Annotated in this window: 19 protein-coding genes and 4 tRNA genes; 19 read left to right on the forward strand and 4 right to left on the reverse strand. The window is 49.3% G+C overall.

The window, feature by feature from the left end; translation table 11 throughout:
• Positions 1-56 precede the first annotated feature (56 nt).
• Both HMPREF3047_RS09230 and HMPREF3047_RS09235 read right to left on the reverse strand, forming a co-directional pair.
• Positions 57-767 (reverse strand): SAM-dependent methyltransferase, encoded by a 711-nt coding sequence (locus tag HMPREF3047_RS09230; protein ID WP_070713610.1) that lies wholly within the window; start codon positions 765-767, stop codon positions 57-59.
• 54 nt (positions 768-821) lie between these two features.
• Positions 822-1412, reverse strand: coding sequence for a Maf family protein (locus HMPREF3047_RS09235; protein WP_070584844.1), 591 nt, complete (start codon positions 1410-1412; stop codon positions 822-824).
• A gap of 55 nt (positions 1413-1467) precedes the next feature.
• On the opposite strand from HMPREF3047_RS09235, the gene HMPREF3047_RS09240 reads away from it, so the two are divergent.
• The 16 genes from HMPREF3047_RS09240 to HMPREF3047_RS09315 all read left to right on the forward strand — a co-directional run bounded on the left by HMPREF3047_RS09240 (position 1468) and on the right by HMPREF3047_RS09315 (position 13194).
• A complete protein-coding gene (locus tag HMPREF3047_RS09240) occupies positions 1468-1971 on the forward strand; it encodes a YceD family protein (RefSeq protein ID WP_070713613.1) in 504 nt (167 codons plus the stop codon).
• 33 nt (positions 1972-2004) lie between these two features.
• The gene (gene rpmF, locus HMPREF3047_RS09245) at positions 2005-2184 is read left to right on the forward strand and encodes a 50S ribosomal protein L32 (RefSeq protein WP_002240035.1); all 180 of its coding nucleotides are present in this window, start codon (positions 2005-2007) and stop codon (positions 2182-2184) included.
• 92 nt (positions 2185-2276) lie between these two features.
• Positions 2277-2801, forward strand: a complete 525-nt coding sequence (locus HMPREF3047_RS09250) for a phosphoribosyltransferase (RefSeq protein ID WP_070460412.1) — start codon at positions 2277-2279, stop codon at positions 2799-2801.
• 122 nt (positions 2802-2923) lie between these two features.
• Positions 2924-3994, forward strand: a complete 1071-nt coding sequence (gene plsX, locus HMPREF3047_RS09255; protein WP_070713617.1) for a phosphate acyltransferase PlsX — start codon at positions 2924-2926, stop codon at positions 3992-3994.
• Positions 3995-4146: 152 nt separating this feature from the next.
• Complete coding sequence (locus HMPREF3047_RS09260; RefSeq protein ID WP_070713620.1) at positions 4147-5109, forward strand: beta-ketoacyl-ACP synthase III; 963 nt, start codon at positions 4147-4149, stop codon at positions 5107-5109.
• A 51-nt stretch (positions 5110-5160) separates the two neighbouring features.
• Positions 5161-5508, forward strand: a complete 348-nt coding sequence (locus HMPREF3047_RS09265; RefSeq protein ID WP_070713623.1) for a DUF1294 domain-containing protein — start codon at positions 5161-5163, stop codon at positions 5506-5508.
• A 9-nt stretch (positions 5509-5517) separates the two neighbouring features.
• Positions 5518-6444, forward strand: a complete 927-nt coding sequence (fabD, locus tag HMPREF3047_RS09270) for an ACP S-malonyltransferase (protein WP_070713626.1) — start codon at positions 5518-5520, stop codon at positions 6442-6444.
• Between the two features lie 72 nt (positions 6445-6516).
• Positions 6517-7518: a WaaS/CpsH family glycosyltransferase gene (locus tag HMPREF3047_RS09275; RefSeq protein ID WP_070713629.1), complete on the forward strand. Its 1002-nt coding sequence runs from the start codon at positions 6517-6519 to the stop codon at positions 7516-7518.
• Between the two features lie 55 nt (positions 7519-7573).
• A complete protein-coding gene (locus tag HMPREF3047_RS09280) occupies positions 7574-8644 on the forward strand; it encodes a WaaS/CpsH family glycosyltransferase (RefSeq protein ID WP_070713889.1) in 1071 nt (356 codons plus the stop codon).
• Complete coding sequence (locus HMPREF3047_RS09285) at positions 8637-9674, forward strand: glycosyltransferase family 8 protein (protein WP_070713634.1); 1038 nt, start codon at positions 8637-8639, stop codon at positions 9672-9674. The genes HMPREF3047_RS09280 and HMPREF3047_RS09285 overlap by 8 nt, the downstream gene beginning before the upstream one ends.
• Positions 9675-9718: 44 nt before the next feature.
• Positions 9719-10465 carry a 3-oxoacyl-ACP reductase FabG gene (gene fabG / locus HMPREF3047_RS09290; protein ID WP_049336356.1) on the forward strand — a complete coding sequence of 249 codons (747 nt, stop codon included), beginning with the start codon at positions 9719-9721 and terminating at the stop codon, positions 10463-10465.
• Positions 10466-10733: 268 nt separating this feature from the next.
• Positions 10734-12716, forward strand: coding sequence for a monovalent cation:proton antiporter family protein (locus tag HMPREF3047_RS09295; protein ID WP_070713635.1), 1983 nt, complete (start codon positions 10734-10736; stop codon positions 12714-12716).
• Between the two features lie 69 nt (positions 12717-12785).
• Positions 12786-12861, forward strand: a tRNA-Val gene (locus tag HMPREF3047_RS09300).
• Positions 12862-12893: 32 nt separating this feature from the next.
• Positions 12894-12970: transfer RNA gene (locus HMPREF3047_RS09305), tRNA-Asp, on the forward strand.
• A 39-nt stretch (positions 12971-13009) separates the two neighbouring features.
• Positions 13010-13085: transfer RNA gene (locus HMPREF3047_RS09310), tRNA-Val, on the forward strand.
• Between the two features lie 32 nt (positions 13086-13117).
• Positions 13118-13194, forward strand: a tRNA-Asp gene (locus HMPREF3047_RS09315).
• A 291-nt stretch (positions 13195-13485) separates the two neighbouring features.
• On the opposite strand, the gene dacB is transcribed toward HMPREF3047_RS09315, so the two are convergent.
• Entirely contained in the window at positions 13486-14898 is a 1413-nt protein-coding gene (dacB, locus tag HMPREF3047_RS09320) for a D-alanyl-D-alanine carboxypeptidase/D-alanyl-D-alanine endopeptidase (RefSeq protein WP_070713639.1), read from the reverse strand.
• A gap of 69 nt (positions 14899-14967) precedes the next feature.
• Positions 14968-16395 carry an MFS transporter gene (locus HMPREF3047_RS09325; RefSeq protein WP_070713893.1) on the reverse strand — a complete coding sequence of 476 codons (1428 nt, stop codon included), beginning with the start codon at positions 16393-16395 and terminating at the stop codon, positions 14968-14970.
• Between the two features lie 136 nt (positions 16396-16531).
• On the opposite strand from HMPREF3047_RS09325, the gene HMPREF3047_RS09330 reads away from it, so the two are divergent.
• The 3 genes from HMPREF3047_RS09330 to HMPREF3047_RS09340 all read left to right on the forward strand — a co-directional run bounded on the left by HMPREF3047_RS09330 (position 16532) and on the right by HMPREF3047_RS09340 (position 19264).
• Complete coding sequence (locus HMPREF3047_RS09330) at positions 16532-17098, forward strand: NADPH-dependent FMN reductase (RefSeq protein WP_070633057.1); 567 nt, start codon at positions 16532-16534, stop codon at positions 17096-17098.
• 145 nt (positions 17099-17243) lie between these two features.
• Positions 17244-17921: a response regulator gene (locus HMPREF3047_RS09335; protein ID WP_070713642.1), complete on the forward strand. Its 678-nt coding sequence runs from the start codon at positions 17244-17246 to the stop codon at positions 17919-17921.
• Positions 17922-17950: 29 nt separating this feature from the next.
• Positions 17951-19264 carry a sensor histidine kinase gene (locus HMPREF3047_RS09340; protein ID WP_070713644.1) on the forward strand — a complete coding sequence of 438 codons (1314 nt, stop codon included), beginning with the start codon at positions 17951-17953 and terminating at the stop codon, positions 19262-19264.
• Positions 19265-19287: the final 23 nt, after the last annotated feature.

The raw sequence follows: 19287 nt of genomic DNA on the forward strand, positions 1-19287 counted from the left end.
CGGCCTTTTTTTATTTCCTCAAACAAATACAGTTTGAAATTGAATCCAATCCAGTTTTAAGCGGCATGCAACACAAAAATCGTCGGGCGCTTTTTCAAATTCGGCATTTCTTTTCTTTTTCGCCACTGCGCAATCGTCTGACTGATGATTTCCTGTGTCGACAAGGTCAAGTCCGTAGCCACGCACAAGCGCGTTTCGGGATGCAGGTTTTCCACCGCATCAGCCAACAACGCATCGTTGCGATACGGCGTTTCGATAAACAGCTGCGTTTCATTCTGCTGGCGCGAACGTTGCTCCAAAGCCTTCAAACTCTGAATCCGCTCATTTTTTTCAGACGGCAGATAACCCTTAAATGCAAAGTTCTGCCCATTCGCACCCGAAGCCATCAGCGCCAGCAACAAACTGGACGGGCCGACCAAAGGCCGTACTTCAAAACCGTGTTTATGCGCCAACGCCACCAAATTCGCGCCTGGATCAGCAACAGCCGGGCAACCCGCCTCACTGACAATGCCCATACTGCGTCCCTCTTGCAAAGGCTTCAGCAATTCCGGCAAAGTCTTCAAATCCGTGTGTTCATTCAGCGTTTGCAAATTCAGCTCGCGGATAGGCGTAGTCACGCCCAAATGTTTCAAATGCGCGCGCGCTGTTTTTTCCGCTTCCACGACAAAATCCGTCAGCCCGACAATCGCCTGTTGTTCATGCGGCAACAGGCATGGCGTATCAGGCGCACCCAAAGGGGTAGGAATCAAATACAAAATCGGTTTCATTCTTGCAACTCCAAAAAATCTCAGGCCGTCTGAACACATTCAGACGGCCTCAAACTATAAAACTTCCACACCTTCGTTTTTCAAAAAATCAATCAGACGGAAAATCGGAAGGCCGATCAAAGCATTCGGGTCCGTACTTTCAATCCGCTCCAACAAAGCAGCGCCCAAACCCTCGCTCTTCGCCGCACCGGCACAATAAACCGCATCCGGCTCTCGTTCCAAATATCGGCTGATTTGCGCCTGCGTCAACTGTCGCATGGCAACCACCGTATGATCGACATGATGCTGAACCTTGCCCGTAGCAGTATTCAAAAGCACGATTGCACTGTAAAATTCAATCCGTTTTCCGCTTAAGTCCGCCAGCATCTGTTGTGCATTTGCGACGTTCATCGGTTTACCCAACTGCCGTCCTTCGCACCATGCGACTTGGTCTGCGCCGATAATCAGCGCGGCAGGGAAAGTTGCCGCCAATGAACGGGCTTTGCCTTCCGCTAAACGCAGCGCCGTCTCGCCTGCATGCTCGCCCTCAATAGGCGTTTCGTCAAAATCAGGCGATGCCGTCTGAAAATCGATACCCAAACGGCGAAGCTGTCCACAGCGGAAAACCGAACTCGACCCTAAAACCAAAGGCAGTTTTACTTCCATATTTTTACTTAAAAACATTGACGTTAGACTGCTGAAATTATATCATACTCCGTTTATGTCATACCCTAATTTGATTGACCCAGAAGTTTTCGCCGCCGAAGGGCAGAATCTGCAAGGCAGCTTCCTGCTCGAAGAATTGGATGAACGAGTCAGTTCGCACGATTATCCGGCCGACAAACAGACACGCGTGTCGTTTACGCTGCAAGGCGGTCGTGACCGGCTGCACCGTCTGTTTCTCGATTTAAACGTCAAAGCCGACATGCCCCTGATTTGCCAGCGTTGCATTACGCCCATGCCGTTTCTACTCGATGAAACCAGCCGTATCGTCCTGTTTGCCGATGAAGAGAGTTTGGACGAAGCCATGCTTGCCGATGAAGAATTGGAAGGCATGCTGCTCGAAAAAGAGCTTGACGTGCGGACTCTGGTTGAAGACCAAATCCTGATGTCGCTCCCTTTCTCCCCTCGACACGAAGACTGCGGCAACAATGGAACACTGGACGAAGTCAATCGGGACAAACCAAACCCCTTCGCTGTTTTAGCAGGTTTGAAAAGCAGTTAATTAGGACACAGTTTATTTATCTAGGAGCTTGAAATGGCCGTTCAACAAAACAAAAAATCCCCTTCTAAACGCGGTATGCACCGTTCACACGACGCTCTGACTGCGCCTTCTCTGTCTGTTGACAGCGCAACCGGCGAAGTACATCGTCCACACCACATTTCTCCAAACGGTATGTACCGTGGCCGTAAAGTGGTAAAAGCTAAAGGCGAATAATCCGTTCGTCTGACTGAAAAAGCCAGAATATTGCCATGCAATGACTGGCTTTTTTGCATTGCACCCTGTATTTTCCTCTTCGGAAGCACACCATGAAACGTAAAATCTGGTACACCTACGACGACATCCACCGCGTAATCAAAGGATTGGCGGAAAAAATCCAAAACTCCGGCACCAAATACGATGCCATGATTGCCATTGGCGGCGGCGGTTTTATCCCTGCCCGCATGTTGCGCTGCTTCTTGGAAATTCCGATTTACGCCGTCACCACAGCCTACTACGACAGCGATAACGAAGGTCAAGTGACCGAGGAAGTAAAAAAAGTCCAATGGCTCGATCCCGTTCCCGATGTACTGAAAGGCAAAAACGTACTGGTCGTCGACGAGGTGGACGACAGCCGCGTTACCATGGAATTCTGCCTGAACGAATTGTTGAAAGAAGATTTCGGCACCGTCGGCGTGGCAGTATTGCATGAAAAAATCAAAGCCAAAGTCGGCAAAATTCCTGAAGGTATCCCTTATTTCAGCGGCATCACCGTTGAAGACTGGTGGATCAACTATCCTTGGGACGCGCTGGACATTGACGAACACAACAAATTGGCCGCGCAAAACCAATAAATCTGGCACGACTGTCGCAACAAGCCTTTTCATCTGATTTTCAATTCAATCTCCTGAAAATCAGATGAGCGTGCTTGTCCGATTGTCTGAGGCCGTCTGAAACACACAAACCGGAGAACAACATGATTACACTGGCCGTAGATGCCATGGGCGGAGATGCAGGCCTTGCGATTACCGTCCCCGGTGCAGTGGATTTCCTGAAACAGCAATCCGACGTACATCTGATTATGGTCGGAGATGAAGCAGCAGTCCGCCAAGCATTAAGCTCTGCTGGTGCGCCTATGGACCGCATTACCGTCAGCCATGCAGCGCAAGTCGTCGAAATGGATGAAGCGCCGCAATCCGCGCTGAAAAACAAAAAAGAATCATCCATGCGCATCGCCATCAACCAAGTCAAAGAAGGCAATGCGCAAGCCGCCGTATCGGCAGGCAATACCGGCGCACTGATGGCGACCGCCCGATTCGTCCTCAAAACCATTCCCGGCATTGAGCGCCCTGCTATCGCCAAATTCCTGCCTTCCGACAGCGAACACGTTACTCTAGCTTTGGATTTGGGAGCTAACGTCGACTGTACGCCCGAACAACTGGTTCAATTTGCCATCATCGGCAGCGAGCTGGTACACGCGTTACACCCTGAAAAAGGCAGCCCGCGCGTCGCCCTTTTGAACGTCGGCACAGAAGACATCAAAGGTACGGATGCCGTCAAACAAACCTTTAAACTGTTGAGCAGCAGCAAACTCAACTTTATCGGCAATATCGAAAGCAACAGCGTTTTGTATGGCGAAGCCGATGTCATTGTCGCTGACGGGTTTGTCGGCAACGTTATGCTCAAAACCATCGAAGGCGCGGTTAAATTCATGAGCGGCGCCATCCGACGCGAATTCCAAAGCACCCTGTTCAACAAACTTGCCGCTATTGCCGCCCTGCCCGCACTCAAAGGTCTGAAAGGCAAATTGGATCCGCGCAAATTTAACGGCGCTATTCTGCTTGGTTTACGCGGTATTGTGATTAAGAGCCACGGCGGAACCGACGAAGTCGGCTTCCGTTATGCTTTGGAAGAAGCCTACCACGAAGCCAAATCTGCCGGCCTCGCTCAAATCGAACAAGGCGTAGCCACCCAGTTGGCTGCTTTGGAAGCCGCCAAAGCAGCAGCCGAACTGGAAGAAACCGCTACTCCAACAACGGAAGCTTAAGGCTGATATATACAGGCCGTCTGAAACTTCACAATGTTCAGACGGCCTGTTTTTATCTTTAATCACCGACTTCATTCTTAATATTGGGAATTTTCCCATTTTCGCTTACAATACCCGACTATCTGAATCAACTCTCTAAAAAGGCCGTTCTCATGCAATATGCCAAAATTTCCGGTACAGGCAGCTACCTTCCTGCCAACCGCGTCAGCAATGACGACCTTGCCAAAAAAGTGGACACTTCCGACGAGTGGATTACCACGCGTACAGGTATCAAATTTCGCCATATTGCAGACGACAGCGAAAAAACCAGCGATTTGGCCGCCGAGTCAGCGCGCCGCGCCTTGGCAGATGCCGGTTTGCAGGCTGACGATATCGATCTGATTATCGTCGCCACAGCCACTCCCGATATGCAGTTCCCTTCTACGGCAACCATCGTGCAGCAAAAATTGGGTATTGCCAACGGCTGCCCTGCCTTTGACGTACAAGCTGTGTGCGCCGGTTTTATGTATGCCCTGACCACTGCCAATGCCTACATCAAAAGCGGCATGGCGAAAAACGCTTTGGTCATCGGCGCGGAAACCTTCAGCCGCATCGTCGATTGGAACGACCGCACCACCTGCGTCCTCTTTGGTGACGGTGCGGGCGCGGTTGTCTTAAGCGCATCTGACGAACCGGGCATCATCCACGGCAAACTCAAAGCCGATGGCAACTATCTCAACCTTTTGAACGTCCCCGGACAAATCGCCAACGGCCAGATTTGCGGTTCGCCCTACATCAGCATGGACGGCCCCGGCGTATTCAAGTTTGCCGTCAAAATGCTGTCCAAAATCGCAGATGACGTTATCGAAGAAGCCGGTTATACCACCGATCAAATCGATTGGCTTGTGCCGCACCAAGCCAATAAGCGCATTATCGACTCTACCGCCAAACACTTGGGCTTGAGCATGGACAAAGTGATCTTGACCGTCCAAGACCACGGCAATACTTCCGCCGCCTCCATTCCGCTGGCACTGGATGTCGGTATTAAAAACGGCCAAATCAAACGCGGACAAAATCTCTTGCTCGAAGGCATCGGCGGCGGTTTTGCCTGGGGTGCGGTCTTAGTAAAATACTAACGGTTGGGCCGTCTGAACATCCCTTTCAGACGGCCTATTCTGCTCAAACCCATGAAATCCCTAACGTTTGCACTCTGCATCAGCAGTCTGTTTTTAAGCATAACAGCTGCGATATTGCCCAAACTGGCAATCGCCTATCTCGCACTGAGTGCATACGTTTTCCTGCTTTACTACCAAGACAAACAGCGCGCACGCAACCACGGCAGACGCATACCCGAAGCAAAATTGCATCTGCTCAATCTGCTTGGCGGCTGGCCGGGCAGTTATTGCGGCAGCCTCGCATTCCGGCATAAAACCAGCAAACTCAGTTTTGTCCGCATCTTCCGACTGACCGCTGCAACCAATACTGTCGCCACCCTCCTTCTGCTGGCAGACACCCTCAAACATTCAAACCAATAAGGAATTACCATGTCTTTCGCATTCTTTTTCCCCGGACAAGGCTCACAAAGCCTAGGCATGATGAACGGCTTTGCCGAGCAAGCCATCGTTAAAGCCACATTTGACGAAGCTTCCGCCGTATTGGGTCAAGACCTGTGGGCAATGATTAACGGCGAAGATGCCGAATTAATCGGACAAACCGTCAACACCCAGCCCATCATGCTGGCTGCCGGCATTGCCACCTACCGCGCCTACTTGGAAGCCGGAGGTAAAATCCCTTCAGTCGTTGCAGGCCACAGCCTCGGCGAATACACCGCCCTCGTCGCTGCCGGCGCATTGGATTTCGCAGACGCGGTCAAACTGGTTCGTCTGCGCGCCGAACTTATGCAATCCGCCGTACCACAAGGCGTAGGCGCAATGGCCGCTATCTTGGGTTTGGAAGATGAACAAGTAAAAGCCATTTGTGCCGAAGCTGCACAAGGAGAAGTCGTTGAAGCCGTCAACTTCAACTCCCCAGGCCAAGTTGTGATTGCCGGCAACACTGCCGCAGTCGAACTCGCCATGGCCGCCGCCAAAGAAGCCGGAGCCAAACGCGCCCTGCCGCTGCCTGTTTCCGTTCCTTCACATTGCAGCCTCATGAAGCCTGCAGCGGAAAAACTTGCCGAAGCACTGAAAGACATCACCATCAAACAACCGCAAATCCGCGTCATCCATAACGCCGATGTCGCTTCTTATGATGATGCCGACAAAATCAAAGATGCCTTGGTACGCCAGCTGTACAGCCCGGTGCGCTGGACAGAAACCGTCAACGCGCTTGTTTCCGAAGGCATCACCGAATCCGCCGAATGCGGCCCCGGCAAAGTCCTCGCAGGCCTCGCCAAACGCATCAACAAAGAAGCCGCGTGCAGCGCATTGACCAATGCCGACCAAGTGGCTGCATTTATCGAAGCCCAGTAAAACGTTTTCAGACGGCCTATCCTGTCAGGCAAGGCCGTCTGAAAAATCAGCCCACTCCAATCCGAATACATTATGAAAAAAACCATTATTCTTGCCGTTCCCTACATGTACGGACTGGATCAATGTATCGAAAAAAATCTGCGTTTTCTTGGTTTTAATGTCATTAATCTGTGCTATGACGACCGAGATTCCTATTATCCGAACTTGGGCAGCAGACTCAAAAACCTCTACCACAAACACATCACCAAAGACGGCAACTATAAAAAATACCTCAAATACAGCCGCCACCTCGACGACATTCAGCAAAAATTGGCCTTGCTAAACGGCAAAAAAGCCGATTATGCGCTCTGTATCCGCGCCAATATTTACCCCAAAGAGATTATCGCCACCATCCGCGAACACAGCAATGTTTGCGTGAATTATCAATGGGATGGCATAGGACGCTTCCCAGATATTATTGAATATTTGGATTATTTTGACCAATGCTGGGTTTTCGATCCCGACGATATTCAAAAATATCCACAATGCCGTTTCAAAGCCACCACTAATTTTTACTTTGACTTTCCCGTGGCTGAATATGCACCCACTAACAAACTCTACTTTTTAGGCGGCTACGAACTTAGACGCGAAGAGCAAACCAAACGCTTTATCCAAGAAACCGAACGCCTCAGCCTACCCTTGGATTTTCATATCTACTGCAAAGACGACAGGGCTGAAAAAGCCTTCGGACACAACGGCATCCGCTATCTTGACCGCAGCAGCATCCTCAGCTTTGAAGAAAACCTCAGCCAAGTGCAAAGTTGCGGTGCAGTCGTCGATTTTGCACAATTCGAACATTACGGCTTATCATTCCGTATCTTTGATGCGTTGCGTTTCGATAAAAAACTGATTACCACCAACAAACATATCTTGGAAACCGACCTATACCACCCAGACCGCGTGTTCGTATGGGACGGCGGTAATTTAGACGCATTGCCTGAATTTTTGGCACGTCCGTATCAGCAACCTGCCCCTGAAATCAAAGCCTATTATTCGTTTACACAATGGCTAAACCGCCTGCTCGGCATTGATTAACCCTATTGCCTATGGCAAATATACCTGCCTGACAAAATGTTATATTGAATACATTATGAGTAAGAAAAAAGTCATTCTCGCCATGCCGGAACTCTTCAAAATCCACGAACTCATTATTGAGAACTTGGAGAAATGCGGATTTGAAGTGCTGTCTCTGACCTATGAAGAAAAAGAGTTCAAATACAAAAATGTATTTCAACGGCTGAAAAAAATCTGGTATCGAAATATTCTTGGGCAAAAAGACTTCAAAAAACGGACCATGTTCCGCGCCGTAGCAGAACGCCTCAATACCCTGTTAAGCGAACATCCCGAACAAGCGGATTATTGCTTCATGATTTGGCTGGGGGCCTATCCGAAAGACTTCATCGCCAAGCTCAGAGCGCATTCAAAATTAATGGTGTATTACAACTGGGAAGCCCTGACCTTCTTAAAAGAAGACTTCGACAACATCGAATTTTTCGACAAATTTTACTTTTTCGATCCGTTTGACCAAGGCAAACATCCCGAATACACCGAAAAACTCTTTCCAACCACCAGCTTCTACTTTGACAGCTTCAGGCCGTCTGAAAACCCGCAAAACAAAATCTTGTTTATCGGTTCGTACGCTGCCGACCGCAACAATGACATCCGTGCATTTTGCGAAGCTGCGCGTTCAATCGGTTTAGAAATAGATTTCCGCTTGGCCAGTAAGAAAATCGAAGAAGAAAAAGCGGCTTTAGGCATTCCCGAAGTCGAGTTCTTCTCATTTGAAAACGCCCTCTCCTATCGTCAAAACTTAGGAGAAGCGGCCAAATCCTCCGTATTGGTAGATTTCCTCAACCGCAAGCACTACGGCCTCTCTTTACGGATTTTCGAAGCGATTGGTTTGGACAAAAAACTGATTACAACCAATCCGACCATCGTACATTACGATTTTTATCACCCGAACAATATGTTCTACTGGGACGGAAGCAACCTTGAAGAACTCAAAGCCTTCCTGACCTTGCCGTACGTACCGCTTGCCCCCGGCCTAAAACACAAATACAGCTTCAGCAACTGGATCAGCTGCGCATTTGATATTGAACCGAATATCCCTATCGGATTACCTGAAATCGATAGAGAAGTTGTGGAGAATTTAAATGTTTAACCGAGAAAAATTAGTATTAGAAACCGTTCATATCCGCAAACGAGAATTCATTGAACAACCGAAACATATTGTTTATGCAGCCGATCAAAACTATATCAAACACATCGGCACTGCGTTACTTTCTGTATTGCAAAACAATACCAGCTCAATACATTTTCATTTGTTAGTTAGTGGTTCAGAAGGTTATGATTTTAATATTTTCAATCAAATTGAAACATCAAATCAAAACTACGCAATAAGCGTTTACCATTTAAATACAGAATACTTTTCTACCCTGCAAACTACTCATTATTTTACTATCGCTATGTATTACCGTATGAGTATCCCTTGCTTATTAAAAGGTATTGCTCATACTGCACTTTATTTAGATACTGATGTACTGTGCTTGGGTAACATTGATGATTTATTTGAAATCGACATTTCAAATTCTTTGATTGCCGCCGTACCTGATGCAATCTTATACAGAGCATATATAAAACAACTCAATCAATTTGGTTTTACAGATACTGAGCCTTATTTCAACTCTGGGGTCATTCTATTCAATATTGACAAATGGAATGATATGGCAATAGATAAAATTTTGTCTGAAAAAATGCAAGCCGTAGAAAAACAGAATTTTAAACTCTCCTGTCCAGACCAAGATATTTTGAATTTAGCCTGTATAGGTCATGTACACTGGCTTTCAGAAAACTTTAACTGGATACATTGGCATCAAAAATACAGTGAATTAATCGACAATCCCAACAATATCCGCTTAGTCCATTTTGTTGGTCATATCAAACCGTGGCATCAATTAGGCTTCCACCCTGCATATGATCAATATTTTAAGAATTCCCCATGGAATAACGGATATCTAGAACAACCTCTATCAACTTGGTTGCCCTTTCCAAATCCTAAAAGGAAATTTAGACAAGCAGCCAAACGGCTTTGGAAACAAGGACAAAAAAAGCAAGCATGGGCATACTACAAAGAATATTTATTACGCAGAATCAACAAACGACGGTATCAAGCACCCTCCCTAGGTAAATAAGGCCGTCTGAAACCATTTTTCCAATCGCAATTAAGGAATAAAACATGAGTACACAAGATTTAAGCGGCAAAATCGCTTTGGTAACCGGCGCATCGCGCGGTATTGGTGCGGCGATTGCCGATACTTTGGCTGCGGCCGGTGCAAAAGTTATCGGCACTGCCACCAGTGAGAGTGGCGCGGTTGCAATCGGCGAACGCTTGGCACAATGGGGCGGCGAAGGCCGTGCATTGAATTCTGCCGAACCTGAAACCATCGAAAACCTGATTGCCGACATCGAAAAAGAATTCGGCAAACTGGATATTCTGGTCAACAACGCCGGCATTACCCGCGACAACCTCCTGATGCGCATGAAAGAGGAAGAGTGGGACGACATCATGCAGGTTAACCTCAAATCTGTGTTCCGCGCCTCCAAAGCCGTATTGCGCGGCATGATGAAACAGCGTGCCGGCCGCATCATCAACATCACATCCGTTGTCGGCGTGATGGGCAATGCCGGCCAAACCAACTATGCGGCCGCAAAAGCAGGCTTAATCGGCTTCTCCAAATCTATGGCGCGTGAAGTCGGCAGCCGCGGCATTACCGTCAACTGCGTCGCCCCCGGCTTTATCGACACCGATATGACCCGCGCCCTGCCGGAAGAAACCCGCAAAACCTTTGAAGCGCAAACTTCTTTGGGCAAATTCGGTGAAGCGCAAGATATTGCCGATGCAGTCTTGTTCTTGGCTTCTGATCAGGCAAAATACATTACCGGTCAGACACTTCATGTCAACGGCGGCATGTTGATGCCTTAAACCGTTTGTTTATTTAAAGGCCGTCTGAATATTTCAGACGGCCCTTTTTGTCAATCAAAACACTACTTTACATTCTATCTTGATATAATCTTAATAATCCGTTAGATAACGCTCGAAACAGTAAGTCCAAATAAGCATGATACGGGAAATCAAATCGCAGAAATGAAGTTCATTCTGTGCGTTTTTATTTGGGTTTGCTGTCGGTTTTCGACGTGTTTCAGACGGCCTATATAACAATAGCTACTTTTAACGAAAGGCCGCCCACTCTATGCACGAATTCTCCCTCGGTCCCATTGTCATTGTCCTGTTGGTTTCCGTCATTACGGTTATCTGCTGTCGCAAGTTCAACATTCCTTCCATGCTCGGTTATCTTTTGGTCGGTTTTATTGCCGGTCCGGGTATGTTCAAACTGATTCCGCAAAGCCACGCCACCGACTATTTGGGCGAAATCGGCATTGTGTTCTTGATGTTCAGCATCGGTCTCGAATTCTCCCTGCCCAAACTCAAAGCCATGCGCCGCCTCGTATTCGGCTTGGGCGGTTTGCAAGTCATCATTACCATGCTCTCGATTATGGGCATTTTGATGGCAATGGGCACGCCGTTTAACTGGGCGTTTGCCACTGCGGGCGCACTGACCATGTCGTCCACCGCCATCGTCAGCCGCATTCTGTCGGAGAAAACCGAGCTGGGTCAGCCACATGGTCAAATGGCCATGGGTGTTTTGCTGATGCAAGATATTGCCGTGGTACCGCTGATGATTCTGATTCCGGCACTTGCAGGCGGCAGCGAAGGCAACTTGTGGGTAGAGCTGGGCTTGGCCGGTTTGAAAATGTTGCTGACCTTGGGCATTTTATTCGTTGTCGGCAGCCGTGTGATGTCGCGCTGGTTCAGACTGGTTGCCAAACGCAAATCGTCCGAACTCTTTATGATCAACGTTTTGCTGGTTACTTTGGGTGTGGCCTATCTGACAGAGCTTGAAGGCCTGTCTATGGCATTGGGCGCATTCGTTGCCGGTATGCTGCTTTCCGAAACCGAATACCGTATTCAGGTGGAAGACGACATCCGTCCATTCCGCGATATCCTGCTTGGCTTCTTCTTCATTACCGTCGGTATGAAGCTGGATATTCAGGCGCTGATCGGCAACTGGCAGCAAATCCTGATTTTGTTGGCAATCCTATTGGCCTTGAAAGCACTGGTCGTCTTCATCATCGCTTTGCGCATGAAAAACCCTACGAGCGACAGCCTCAAGAGTGCGCTTTATTTGGCACAAGGCGGCGAGTTCGGCTTCGTGATGCTGGCCATTTCCAGCAAAATCAATATGGTTTCGCCCGAATTGGAACAAGCAGCCACTGCAGCCGTCTTGCTCTCCATGATTGCCGCACCATTCATTTTGGGCAGCAGCGATGCCATCGTCAGCCGCTTTGTCAAATCCGACTGGGACATGAAAGCTTTGGACTTGCACTCCATGTTGGTGGAAACCATGAGCAAATCCGAACACGTCCTGATTATCGGTTTCGGACGCGGTGGTCAATCGGTTGCCCGTGTATTGGCGCAAGAAGGCATCCCCTACTTTGCCCTTGACTTGGACATTGCCCGCGTACAAGTGGCACGCAATGCAGGCGAGCCGGTTTCCTTTGGCGATGCCAAACGTCGCGAAGTCTTGGAAGCCGCCGGCTTGGGGCGCGCCAAAATGGTGGTCATCACGCTGAACAATATGCACGAGACCCAACATGTTCTCGGCAACATCATGTCCATGCATCCGAGCATGCCAGTTTATGTTCGCGCCACCAATGACGATTACGTTAAAACCTTTACCGAAATGGGTGCGGAAGAAACCGTCTCCGATACCAAAGAAACCAGCCTGGTGCTGGCAAGCTATGCCATGTTGGGTCACGGTCTCTCTTATAACCATGTTTATCAAACCATAACCCACATCCGTCACAGCCGCTATGCATCTTTGCAAGACTTGTTTGTCGGCAGTGATGATGACAGTTTCTCCGACGAAGACAGCAAGGCCGTCTGCCGCCATGCCTTCCCATTGCAAGGCGAGGCACACGCCATCGGCAAAACCATCCGTGAATTGCCATTGGCAGCGCATTATCTGAAACTATTGTTTATCCGCCGCAATACCGGAAAAATCCAAGACCTTGACCCTGATTTCGTTCTGGAAGCCGGCGATATTTTGGTTGTTGCAGGCAAGCAGGAAGAAATTATTTCCTTTGAAAACTGGTGCTTGCAGGGAGATATCTAATAATCGGCAAATAAATCTTGCGCGTATCAGGATTTTTTGGTTTAATAGCGTCTTCGCAATTTTGTGCATGGGTGATTAGCTCAGTTGGTAGAGCGTCTGCCTTACAAGCAGAATGTCGGCGGTTCGACTCCGTCATCACCCACCACTTTCCTTTTCATTGTCCCTGACAATGGATGCGCGGTGGTAGCTCAGTTGGTTAGAGTACCGGCCTGTCACGCCGGGGGTCGCGGGTTCGAGCCCCGTCCGCCGCGCCATTATTTAGAAATGCTGATTCCTCAGTATCTCCCTTTTTCGGGTGATTAGCTCAGTTGGTAGAGCGTCTGCCTTACAAGCAGAATGTCGGCGGTTCGACTCCGTCATCACCCACCAAGTTTCCTTTCATTGTCTTTGACAGTGGATGCGCGGTGGTAGCTCAGTTGGTTAGAGTACCGGCCTGTCACGCCGGGGGTCGCGGGTTCGAGCCCCGTCCGCCGCGCCATCAAGTTAAAAATAAAAAATACCGGTTTTTACCGGTATTTTTTTCGTCTGTATCCTATGCCTTTTTATAAAAAATCCAGCTATTTAAATAGTATAAACAGGACAACACAATAAAGTAGACATATGGTTTAAATCCTGAAAGACCATCCATCTCAAGCGGATTCACACCAAACGCTTATTCATCAAAACCCCTAAATCATCTTCCAAAATAGACATAAATACTTGCCTCCCCTTCTTACACAAAGGCCGTCTGAAAACGTCAATACATTTTCAGACGGCCTTTTTTAGCTTATCAAGCCTGATACCTAATCATGCAGGAAGCCTTAGCATCAATCCAATGTTCGCCACCGGGCTGAACAATTTTAGACACCAGCTTATCCAAGTCGCGTAAATAATCGGTTGATTTTTGGCTGTTGATAATGACGACAACCAGCAACGGCTTTTCGCCCAACCAATACCCAGCCAGTGCGCGGACATCTTTAAGCGTACCGGTTTTGAGGCGCAGGTTTTCACCGGGCTGTTTCAAGCGTGTTTTAAGCGTACCGTCTTTACCGGCAATCGGCAGCGTACTGATAAACTCGTTTTTAAACGGGCTGAAGTAGGCTTTTTCCAACATTTGCGCCATCATTCGCGCATTGAGCCGTTCTACGCGGGACAGGCCTGAGCCGTTTTCCAACACCAATCCTTCCGTATTGATACCGGCAACCGCCAACTCGCTTTTTACGATAGAGGCGGCCTTAGTCTGCGCCAGCTTGTAATCAGACATGTTTCCGGCAAATTTAAGGAAAACCGAACGGGCAATCAGATTATTGGAATGCTTGTTCATATCGGTGAGAATATCGGTAAGCGGTTTGGAGAGATGGCTTGCCAACACATGCGCATCATGAGGAGCGACACCTGTCGTCAGGCCGTCTGAAACCGTGCCGTCTTGTTGACGCCATTGGTTCACAAAACTTTTGCCGATATATTCTTTCATGCTGTACATATTCAGATACAGCTCTTGACCCAAGCAGCTTTCCGGCAGCTTGCCCGATACGGTCAGCGTATTGTTTTTATAGGAAGTCTTCATGTGGTTTTTTAAAACACTGCACTTCCCTTCTTTATTCTCAAGCGTCAATTTGTTTTGAATATTCAGATTCGGCAGCGGCGGATTGGTACGGATGACCAAGCTTCCGTCTTCTTCTTTTTCAGCACGGAGTTCAACGGTTTTATACGCCAACATATTGGGATCGGGCGGCGTCATAAAGCTTTCGGCAGAATCGGAAGCAAAATCATCCGGATTCTTCACATCGCCCCACAGACTACGGTCGAGTATCAGATGTCCGTCAATATGGCGTATGCCCTTATCGCGCATCTGTTGCTGCATTTGCACCAAATCATGCTGGTCAAACACAGGATCGCCACTCCCCACCCAATACACATTGCCTTTCAACGTATCGCCTTTGATTGAGCCGTTGGTTTTAAACTCGGTTTTCCAACGATAATCGCCGCCCAACATATGAAACGCGGTAAACGCCGTTACCAGCTTCATGGTCGAAGCAGGATTGCGCAATTCATCGGCACGGTGCTCGGCAATCACTTTGCCGCTGTCCAGTTCCTGCACATAAACGGAAATTTCATTTTCAGGAATACGCCCGAAATCCAAAGCCCATGACGGACAAACAGCCATCATCAGGCCGATTGATAAAATACTTTTCAATTTCATTGTGTTACAAAAATCTTATAATTCTTACGAGGTACTTAGGCCGTCTGAACGGTTCAGACGGCCTTTTATTTATTTCTGATGCGCTTTCAAACGCAAAGCAAACATAACAACCACAACACCGACAACCAAAGCGCAACCCATCGCCAAATGGATACCGTCCAGCATTGCCTGTTGCGGCATATCTGCGCTGGAAAGTTTCTCGCCGATATTGGTCGCACCAACAAAAAACGCCGCGCCGATGGCACCGGCAATCGGGTTGATGGTGGTCAGAATCGCCGCACCGTGCGGATTGAGCGTTTTCGGCAACGCGTTCAGACCATGGGTTTCGCCGGTTACGCAAGCAGACACGGAAAGCGCCAACAGCGTAAACATCGCCGTCAGCATCATCACTTGCGTATCAATCCGTAAAAACAGCCACAATACCGCCAGTGACACCACCAGCATCACTGTTGCCGGCAAGACGACGAAGCGGCCGCCCTTTTTGTCCAACAATTTACCGAACAAAGGCGCGGCAACCGCCTGGGCAATACTGGCAGGCATCAAAATCAGACCGGTTGCCGTACCGGTCAGCATCAACACTTGCTGCGTGTACATCGGCACCATCAGTTCCAAGCCCAAGAACAGGAATATCGCACCAGCCAAAATCACAACGCAATATCTGAACTGTTTGTATTCAAACGCACGAAGGTTCAACAACGGCGTAGTCAAACGGAACTGACGGTGCGCAAACCAATCCACCAGCACAACGGAAGCGGCAAAGAGCAGGATAAATTCCAGCAGCGGCATATGGGCAAAATTACTGCTCGCATAAACCAACCCGCCGAAACCCGCAATCGACAGCACAGCCGACAACATATCGATTTTCGGACGGCTGATGTTGCTTAAATTGACCGTCAAATATTTACCCACCAGCACCATCGCCGCCAACATAAACGGCGCGGTAAAACCGAACAGCACGCGCCAATGCGTATGGTCGATGATGATGCCCGACAGCGTCGGCCCCATTGCAGGCGCGGCGGTAAACATCATGGTAATCACACCCATCGCCGTTCCGCGCTTATTGGGCGGGAAAATCGACAATACGCCGTTAAACAGAAGCGGGACAAAAAACGCGGCAGACACCGCCTGCACCATACGCCCCACAACCAAAATTCCGAAAGTAGGTGCAAACGCGCAAATCAGCGATCCTGCTAAAAACGTTGCCTGCGTAAACAGCACCATTTTGCGCGTTTCAAACCATTGAATCACGCCGGCCGTAATCGGCGTAAATGCCCCCATGACCAGCAAAAAGCCCGTTGTCAGCCATTGAACCGTGGTCTTATCGACACCAAAATCTTTCATAATCGGCGTAAGCGCGACATTCAGCAGCGTGTCGTTGAGATAGCCGAAAAATGCGCCGATGAATAAGGTGGCGACAATGGTTTTAGCTGGAAAGTCGGGATTGTCGGCATAGTATTCGTGTGCCGTTGCGTCCTCTTGCGAATCAGAAGCGTGCATAATAATTTGAAATATCAGCGAAACCGTTATTTTAGCATAAACCATTTTGACAGGCCGTCTGAAACCTTGACCGCTTCCCCAGATAACACTAAAATTTAGAATTGTTTTCATTTTTATTATTAAACAGGAGAAAAACATGTCAAAGAAAGTCAGCATCTTGGTCGGCAGTCTGCGTAAAGGCTCGTTCGCACGAAAAGTCGCACAAAACGTCATTTCCATGTTCCCCGAAGGCTACGAAGCGCAAATCGTCGAAATCGGCCATTTGCCTTTATACAACTTCGACTACGACGATCCTGCCGTTACCGACTTCCCCACTCCATCCAGCTATACCGAGTTCCGTGAAACCATCAAAGCCTCTGCCGGCGTATTGTTCGTGACTTCCGAAAACAACCGTACCGTACCGGCCTGCCTGAAAAACGCCATCGACATCGGTTCCAAACCCAATGCCGATGTTGCCTGGAAAAAAACACCTGCCGGCATCATCAGCCATTCAGTCGGCAAAATGGGCGGTTATAGCGCGCAAAAAAATCTGCGCCTTGCCCTTTCATATTTCGATATGCCGCTGACCGGCCAGCCGGAAGTGTTCCTCGGCAACTCGCCTACCCTGTTTGACGACAACGGCCAGCTCATCGAATCCGCGCGCGGCTTTGTTCAAGGCTATATCGACCAATTGGTTGCCTTGATTGAGAAAAACCCTAAATAATCGCGATTGAAGCATACAGGCCGTCTGAAAAACGAATTTCAGACGGCCTCATCTTTTGCAAAAAATCAGTTTTTCAACCCTTCCTAAATTTTTACTAATTGAGTGCGGTTATAATCACTGTCCACCCATCCTCCGGAGAACTTCCATGCGCGTATTATTGGTTGAAGACGATGCCATGATTGCCCAAGCCGTCAGTGCCAACCTGAAAGACACCGGCTACGCTGTCGATTGGGTCAGCCTCGGTTCGGAAGTTGCCTCAGCAGTGGCGGCGCAGGCATACGATTTGCTACTCTTGGATTTGGGTTTGCCCGGCAAAGACGGTTTGGACGTATTGGCGCAAATCCGCAACGGCGGCTGTACCGTTCCCGTCTTAATCGTGACCGCACGCGACGATTTGCACAGCCGCCTCAACGGCCTAGACGGCGGCGCAGACGACTACATCGTCAAACCCTTCGACATGGCAGAACTGCAAGCCCGTATGCGCGCCGTATTGCGCCGACACGGCGGACAGGCGCAAACGCTACTGAGCAACGGCATCATCACGCTCAACCCTTCCACCCATCAGGCGGAAGTGGTCGGGCAGGAACAGGCCATCATGCTCAGCAACAAAGAATTTGCCGTCCTCCAAGCCCTGCTACTGCGTCCGGGCATGATTCTGTCGCGCAGCGATTTGGAAGATAAAATCTACGGCTGGGGTGAAGAAGTCGAAAGCAACGCCGTTGACTTCCTGATTCACGCCTTACGCAAAAAACTCGGCAAAGAAGCAATTCAAAACGTCCGCGGGGTCGGCTGGCTGGTTGCACAAAACAACCAGGCCGTCTGAAAAACCAAAACAACACCAACACACAAACCATGCAACGCCTTATCCACACCATCAAACAATCCCTACAAGTTAAGATCAGCCTCACCCTGATCTGCATGCTCCTGCCCCTCTCCATTCTTGCAGGCATATTTTCATATTACGATACTTATCACGAGACCCAAGAGGTTCAAGACGACCTGTTGCGCCAAGTTGCGAACTATCTCGACCCGAGCGATGCCGATGACGAGAATCACTCGCTCGACAACGACAACAAGATTTCCGTTCAATTTCCCAATACGCCCAACCCCATTGTCAGCCTGCCTGAGCAGATTTCAGACGGCCTGCACACCATTCAGGCCGATGACGACGACGATTACTACCGCGTTTATACCCGTAATACCAAGCAAGGCCGCATCGCCGTCATGCAGGAAAGCGACTACCGTGAAGAGCTGGCCGAAATGGCCGCCGTGCAGAGCATCCTCCCCATGCTCCTCGCCCTACCCCTGATTATCCTGCTCACCGTCTGGATTACCCACCGCGCCATGCGTTCCGTCAAAACCCTGTCCAACGATTTAGAACAGCGCCAAATCAACGACCTCTCGCCGATGGACACGCAAGACATTCCCAGCGAAATCCAAGGCTTTGTCGTCGCTATCAACAACCTGTTGCAGCGTACCGACGAAAACGTCCGCCAACAGCAACGCTTTATCGCCGATGCCGCACACGAATTGCGCAGCCCCATGACTGCCCTTTCCCTTCAGGCAGAACGGCTCAACAATATGCAGCTGTCCGCCGAAGCGCGCGAGCAGTCCGCCCTGTTGCAACAAAGCATACAGCGCAACCGCCACCTGCTTGAGCAACTCCTTTCCCTCGCACGCGCCCAAGCACCCGAAACCCAACGCCCCAAAACCCTGATCAGCCTGCAAAACCAGTTCCGCCGCGTCTTGCAGGAACTCATGCCGCTGGCGTTGGCCAAAGGTCAAGACATCGGCGTCGCCGTTGAAAACGACTGCCAAATCCACGCCGACGACACTGAAATCTACACCCTTATCAAAACCTTTACCGATAACGCCATCCGCTATACCCCAAAAGGCGGCCGCATCGATTTGGGCTTTGACGAAACCGCCGAATACCTCAACATCTGGGTGGAAGACGACGGCCCCGGCATTCCCCCAAGCGAACGCCAACGCGTTATCGACCCCTTCTACCGTATTCTCGGCACCGAACAACAAGGCACCGGCTTGGGCCTGTCCATTGCAGACACCATTGTCAAACGCCATCAAGGCCGTCTGAAACTGGCCGACAGCCGACGCTTTGACAGCGGCTTGTTGATTATTGCCGAGTTGGATAAAAAGACGCTTTAAATAATTGACCCGCTCAAATGGTT

This window comes from Neisseria sp. HMSC075C10 (assembly GCF_001815615.1).
GTDB lineage: Bacteria > Pseudomonadota > Gammaproteobacteria > Burkholderiales > Neisseriaceae > Neisseria > Neisseria subflava_A.

Excerpts from the sequence above, each read along its gene's own strand:
- HMPREF3047_RS09230 (WP_070713610.1), bottom strand. The coding sequence starts at position 767 with ATGAAACCGATTTTGTATTTGATTCCTACCCCTTTGGGTGCGCCTGAT.
- HMPREF3047_RS09235 (WP_070584844.1), bottom strand. The coding sequence starts at position 1,412 with ATGGAAGTAAAACTGCCTTTGGTTTTAGGGTCGAGTTCGGTTTTCCGC.
- HMPREF3047_RS09240 (WP_070713613.1), top strand. The coding sequence starts at position 1,468 with ATGTCATACCCTAATTTGATTGACCCAGAAGTTTTCGCCGCCGAAGGG.
- rpmF (WP_002240035.1), top strand. The coding sequence starts at position 2,005 with ATGGCCGTTCAACAAAACAAAAAATCCCCTTCTAAACGCGGTATGCAC.
- HMPREF3047_RS09250 (WP_070460412.1), top strand. The coding sequence starts at position 2,277 with ATGAAACGTAAAATCTGGTACACCTACGACGACATCCACCGCGTAATC.
- plsX (WP_070713617.1), top strand. The coding sequence starts at position 2,924 with ATGATTACACTGGCCGTAGATGCCATGGGCGGAGATGCAGGCCTTGCG.
- HMPREF3047_RS09260 (WP_070713620.1), top strand. The coding sequence starts at position 4,147 with ATGCAATATGCCAAAATTTCCGGTACAGGCAGCTACCTTCCTGCCAAC.
- HMPREF3047_RS09265 (WP_070713623.1), top strand. The coding sequence starts at position 5,161 with ATGAAATCCCTAACGTTTGCACTCTGCATCAGCAGTCTGTTTTTAAGC.
- fabD (WP_070713626.1), top strand. The coding sequence starts at position 5,518 with ATGTCTTTCGCATTCTTTTTCCCCGGACAAGGCTCACAAAGCCTAGGC.
- HMPREF3047_RS09275 (WP_070713629.1), top strand. The coding sequence starts at position 6,517 with ATGAAAAAAACCATTATTCTTGCCGTTCCCTACATGTACGGACTGGAT.
- HMPREF3047_RS09280 (WP_070713889.1), top strand. The coding sequence starts at position 7,574 with ATGAGTAAGAAAAAAGTCATTCTCGCCATGCCGGAACTCTTCAAAATC.
- HMPREF3047_RS09285 (WP_070713634.1), top strand. The coding sequence starts at position 8,637 with ATGTTTAACCGAGAAAAATTAGTATTAGAAACCGTTCATATCCGCAAA.
- fabG (WP_049336356.1), top strand. The coding sequence starts at position 9,719 with ATGAGTACACAAGATTTAAGCGGCAAAATCGCTTTGGTAACCGGCGCA.
- HMPREF3047_RS09295 (WP_070713635.1), top strand. The coding sequence starts at position 10,734 with ATGCACGAATTCTCCCTCGGTCCCATTGTCATTGTCCTGTTGGTTTCC.
- dacB (WP_070713639.1), bottom strand. The coding sequence starts at position 14,898 with ATGAAATTGAAAAGTATTTTATCAATCGGCCTGATGATGGCTGTTTGT.
- HMPREF3047_RS09325 (WP_070713893.1), bottom strand. The coding sequence starts at position 16,395 with ATGCACGCTTCTGATTCGCAAGAGGACGCAACGGCACACGAATACTAT.
- HMPREF3047_RS09330 (WP_070633057.1), top strand. The coding sequence starts at position 16,532 with ATGTCAAAGAAAGTCAGCATCTTGGTCGGCAGTCTGCGTAAAGGCTCG.
- HMPREF3047_RS09335 (WP_070713642.1), top strand. The coding sequence starts at position 17,244 with ATGCGCGTATTATTGGTTGAAGACGATGCCATGATTGCCCAAGCCGTC.
- HMPREF3047_RS09340 (WP_070713644.1), top strand. The coding sequence starts at position 17,951 with ATGCAACGCCTTATCCACACCATCAAACAATCCCTACAAGTTAAGATC.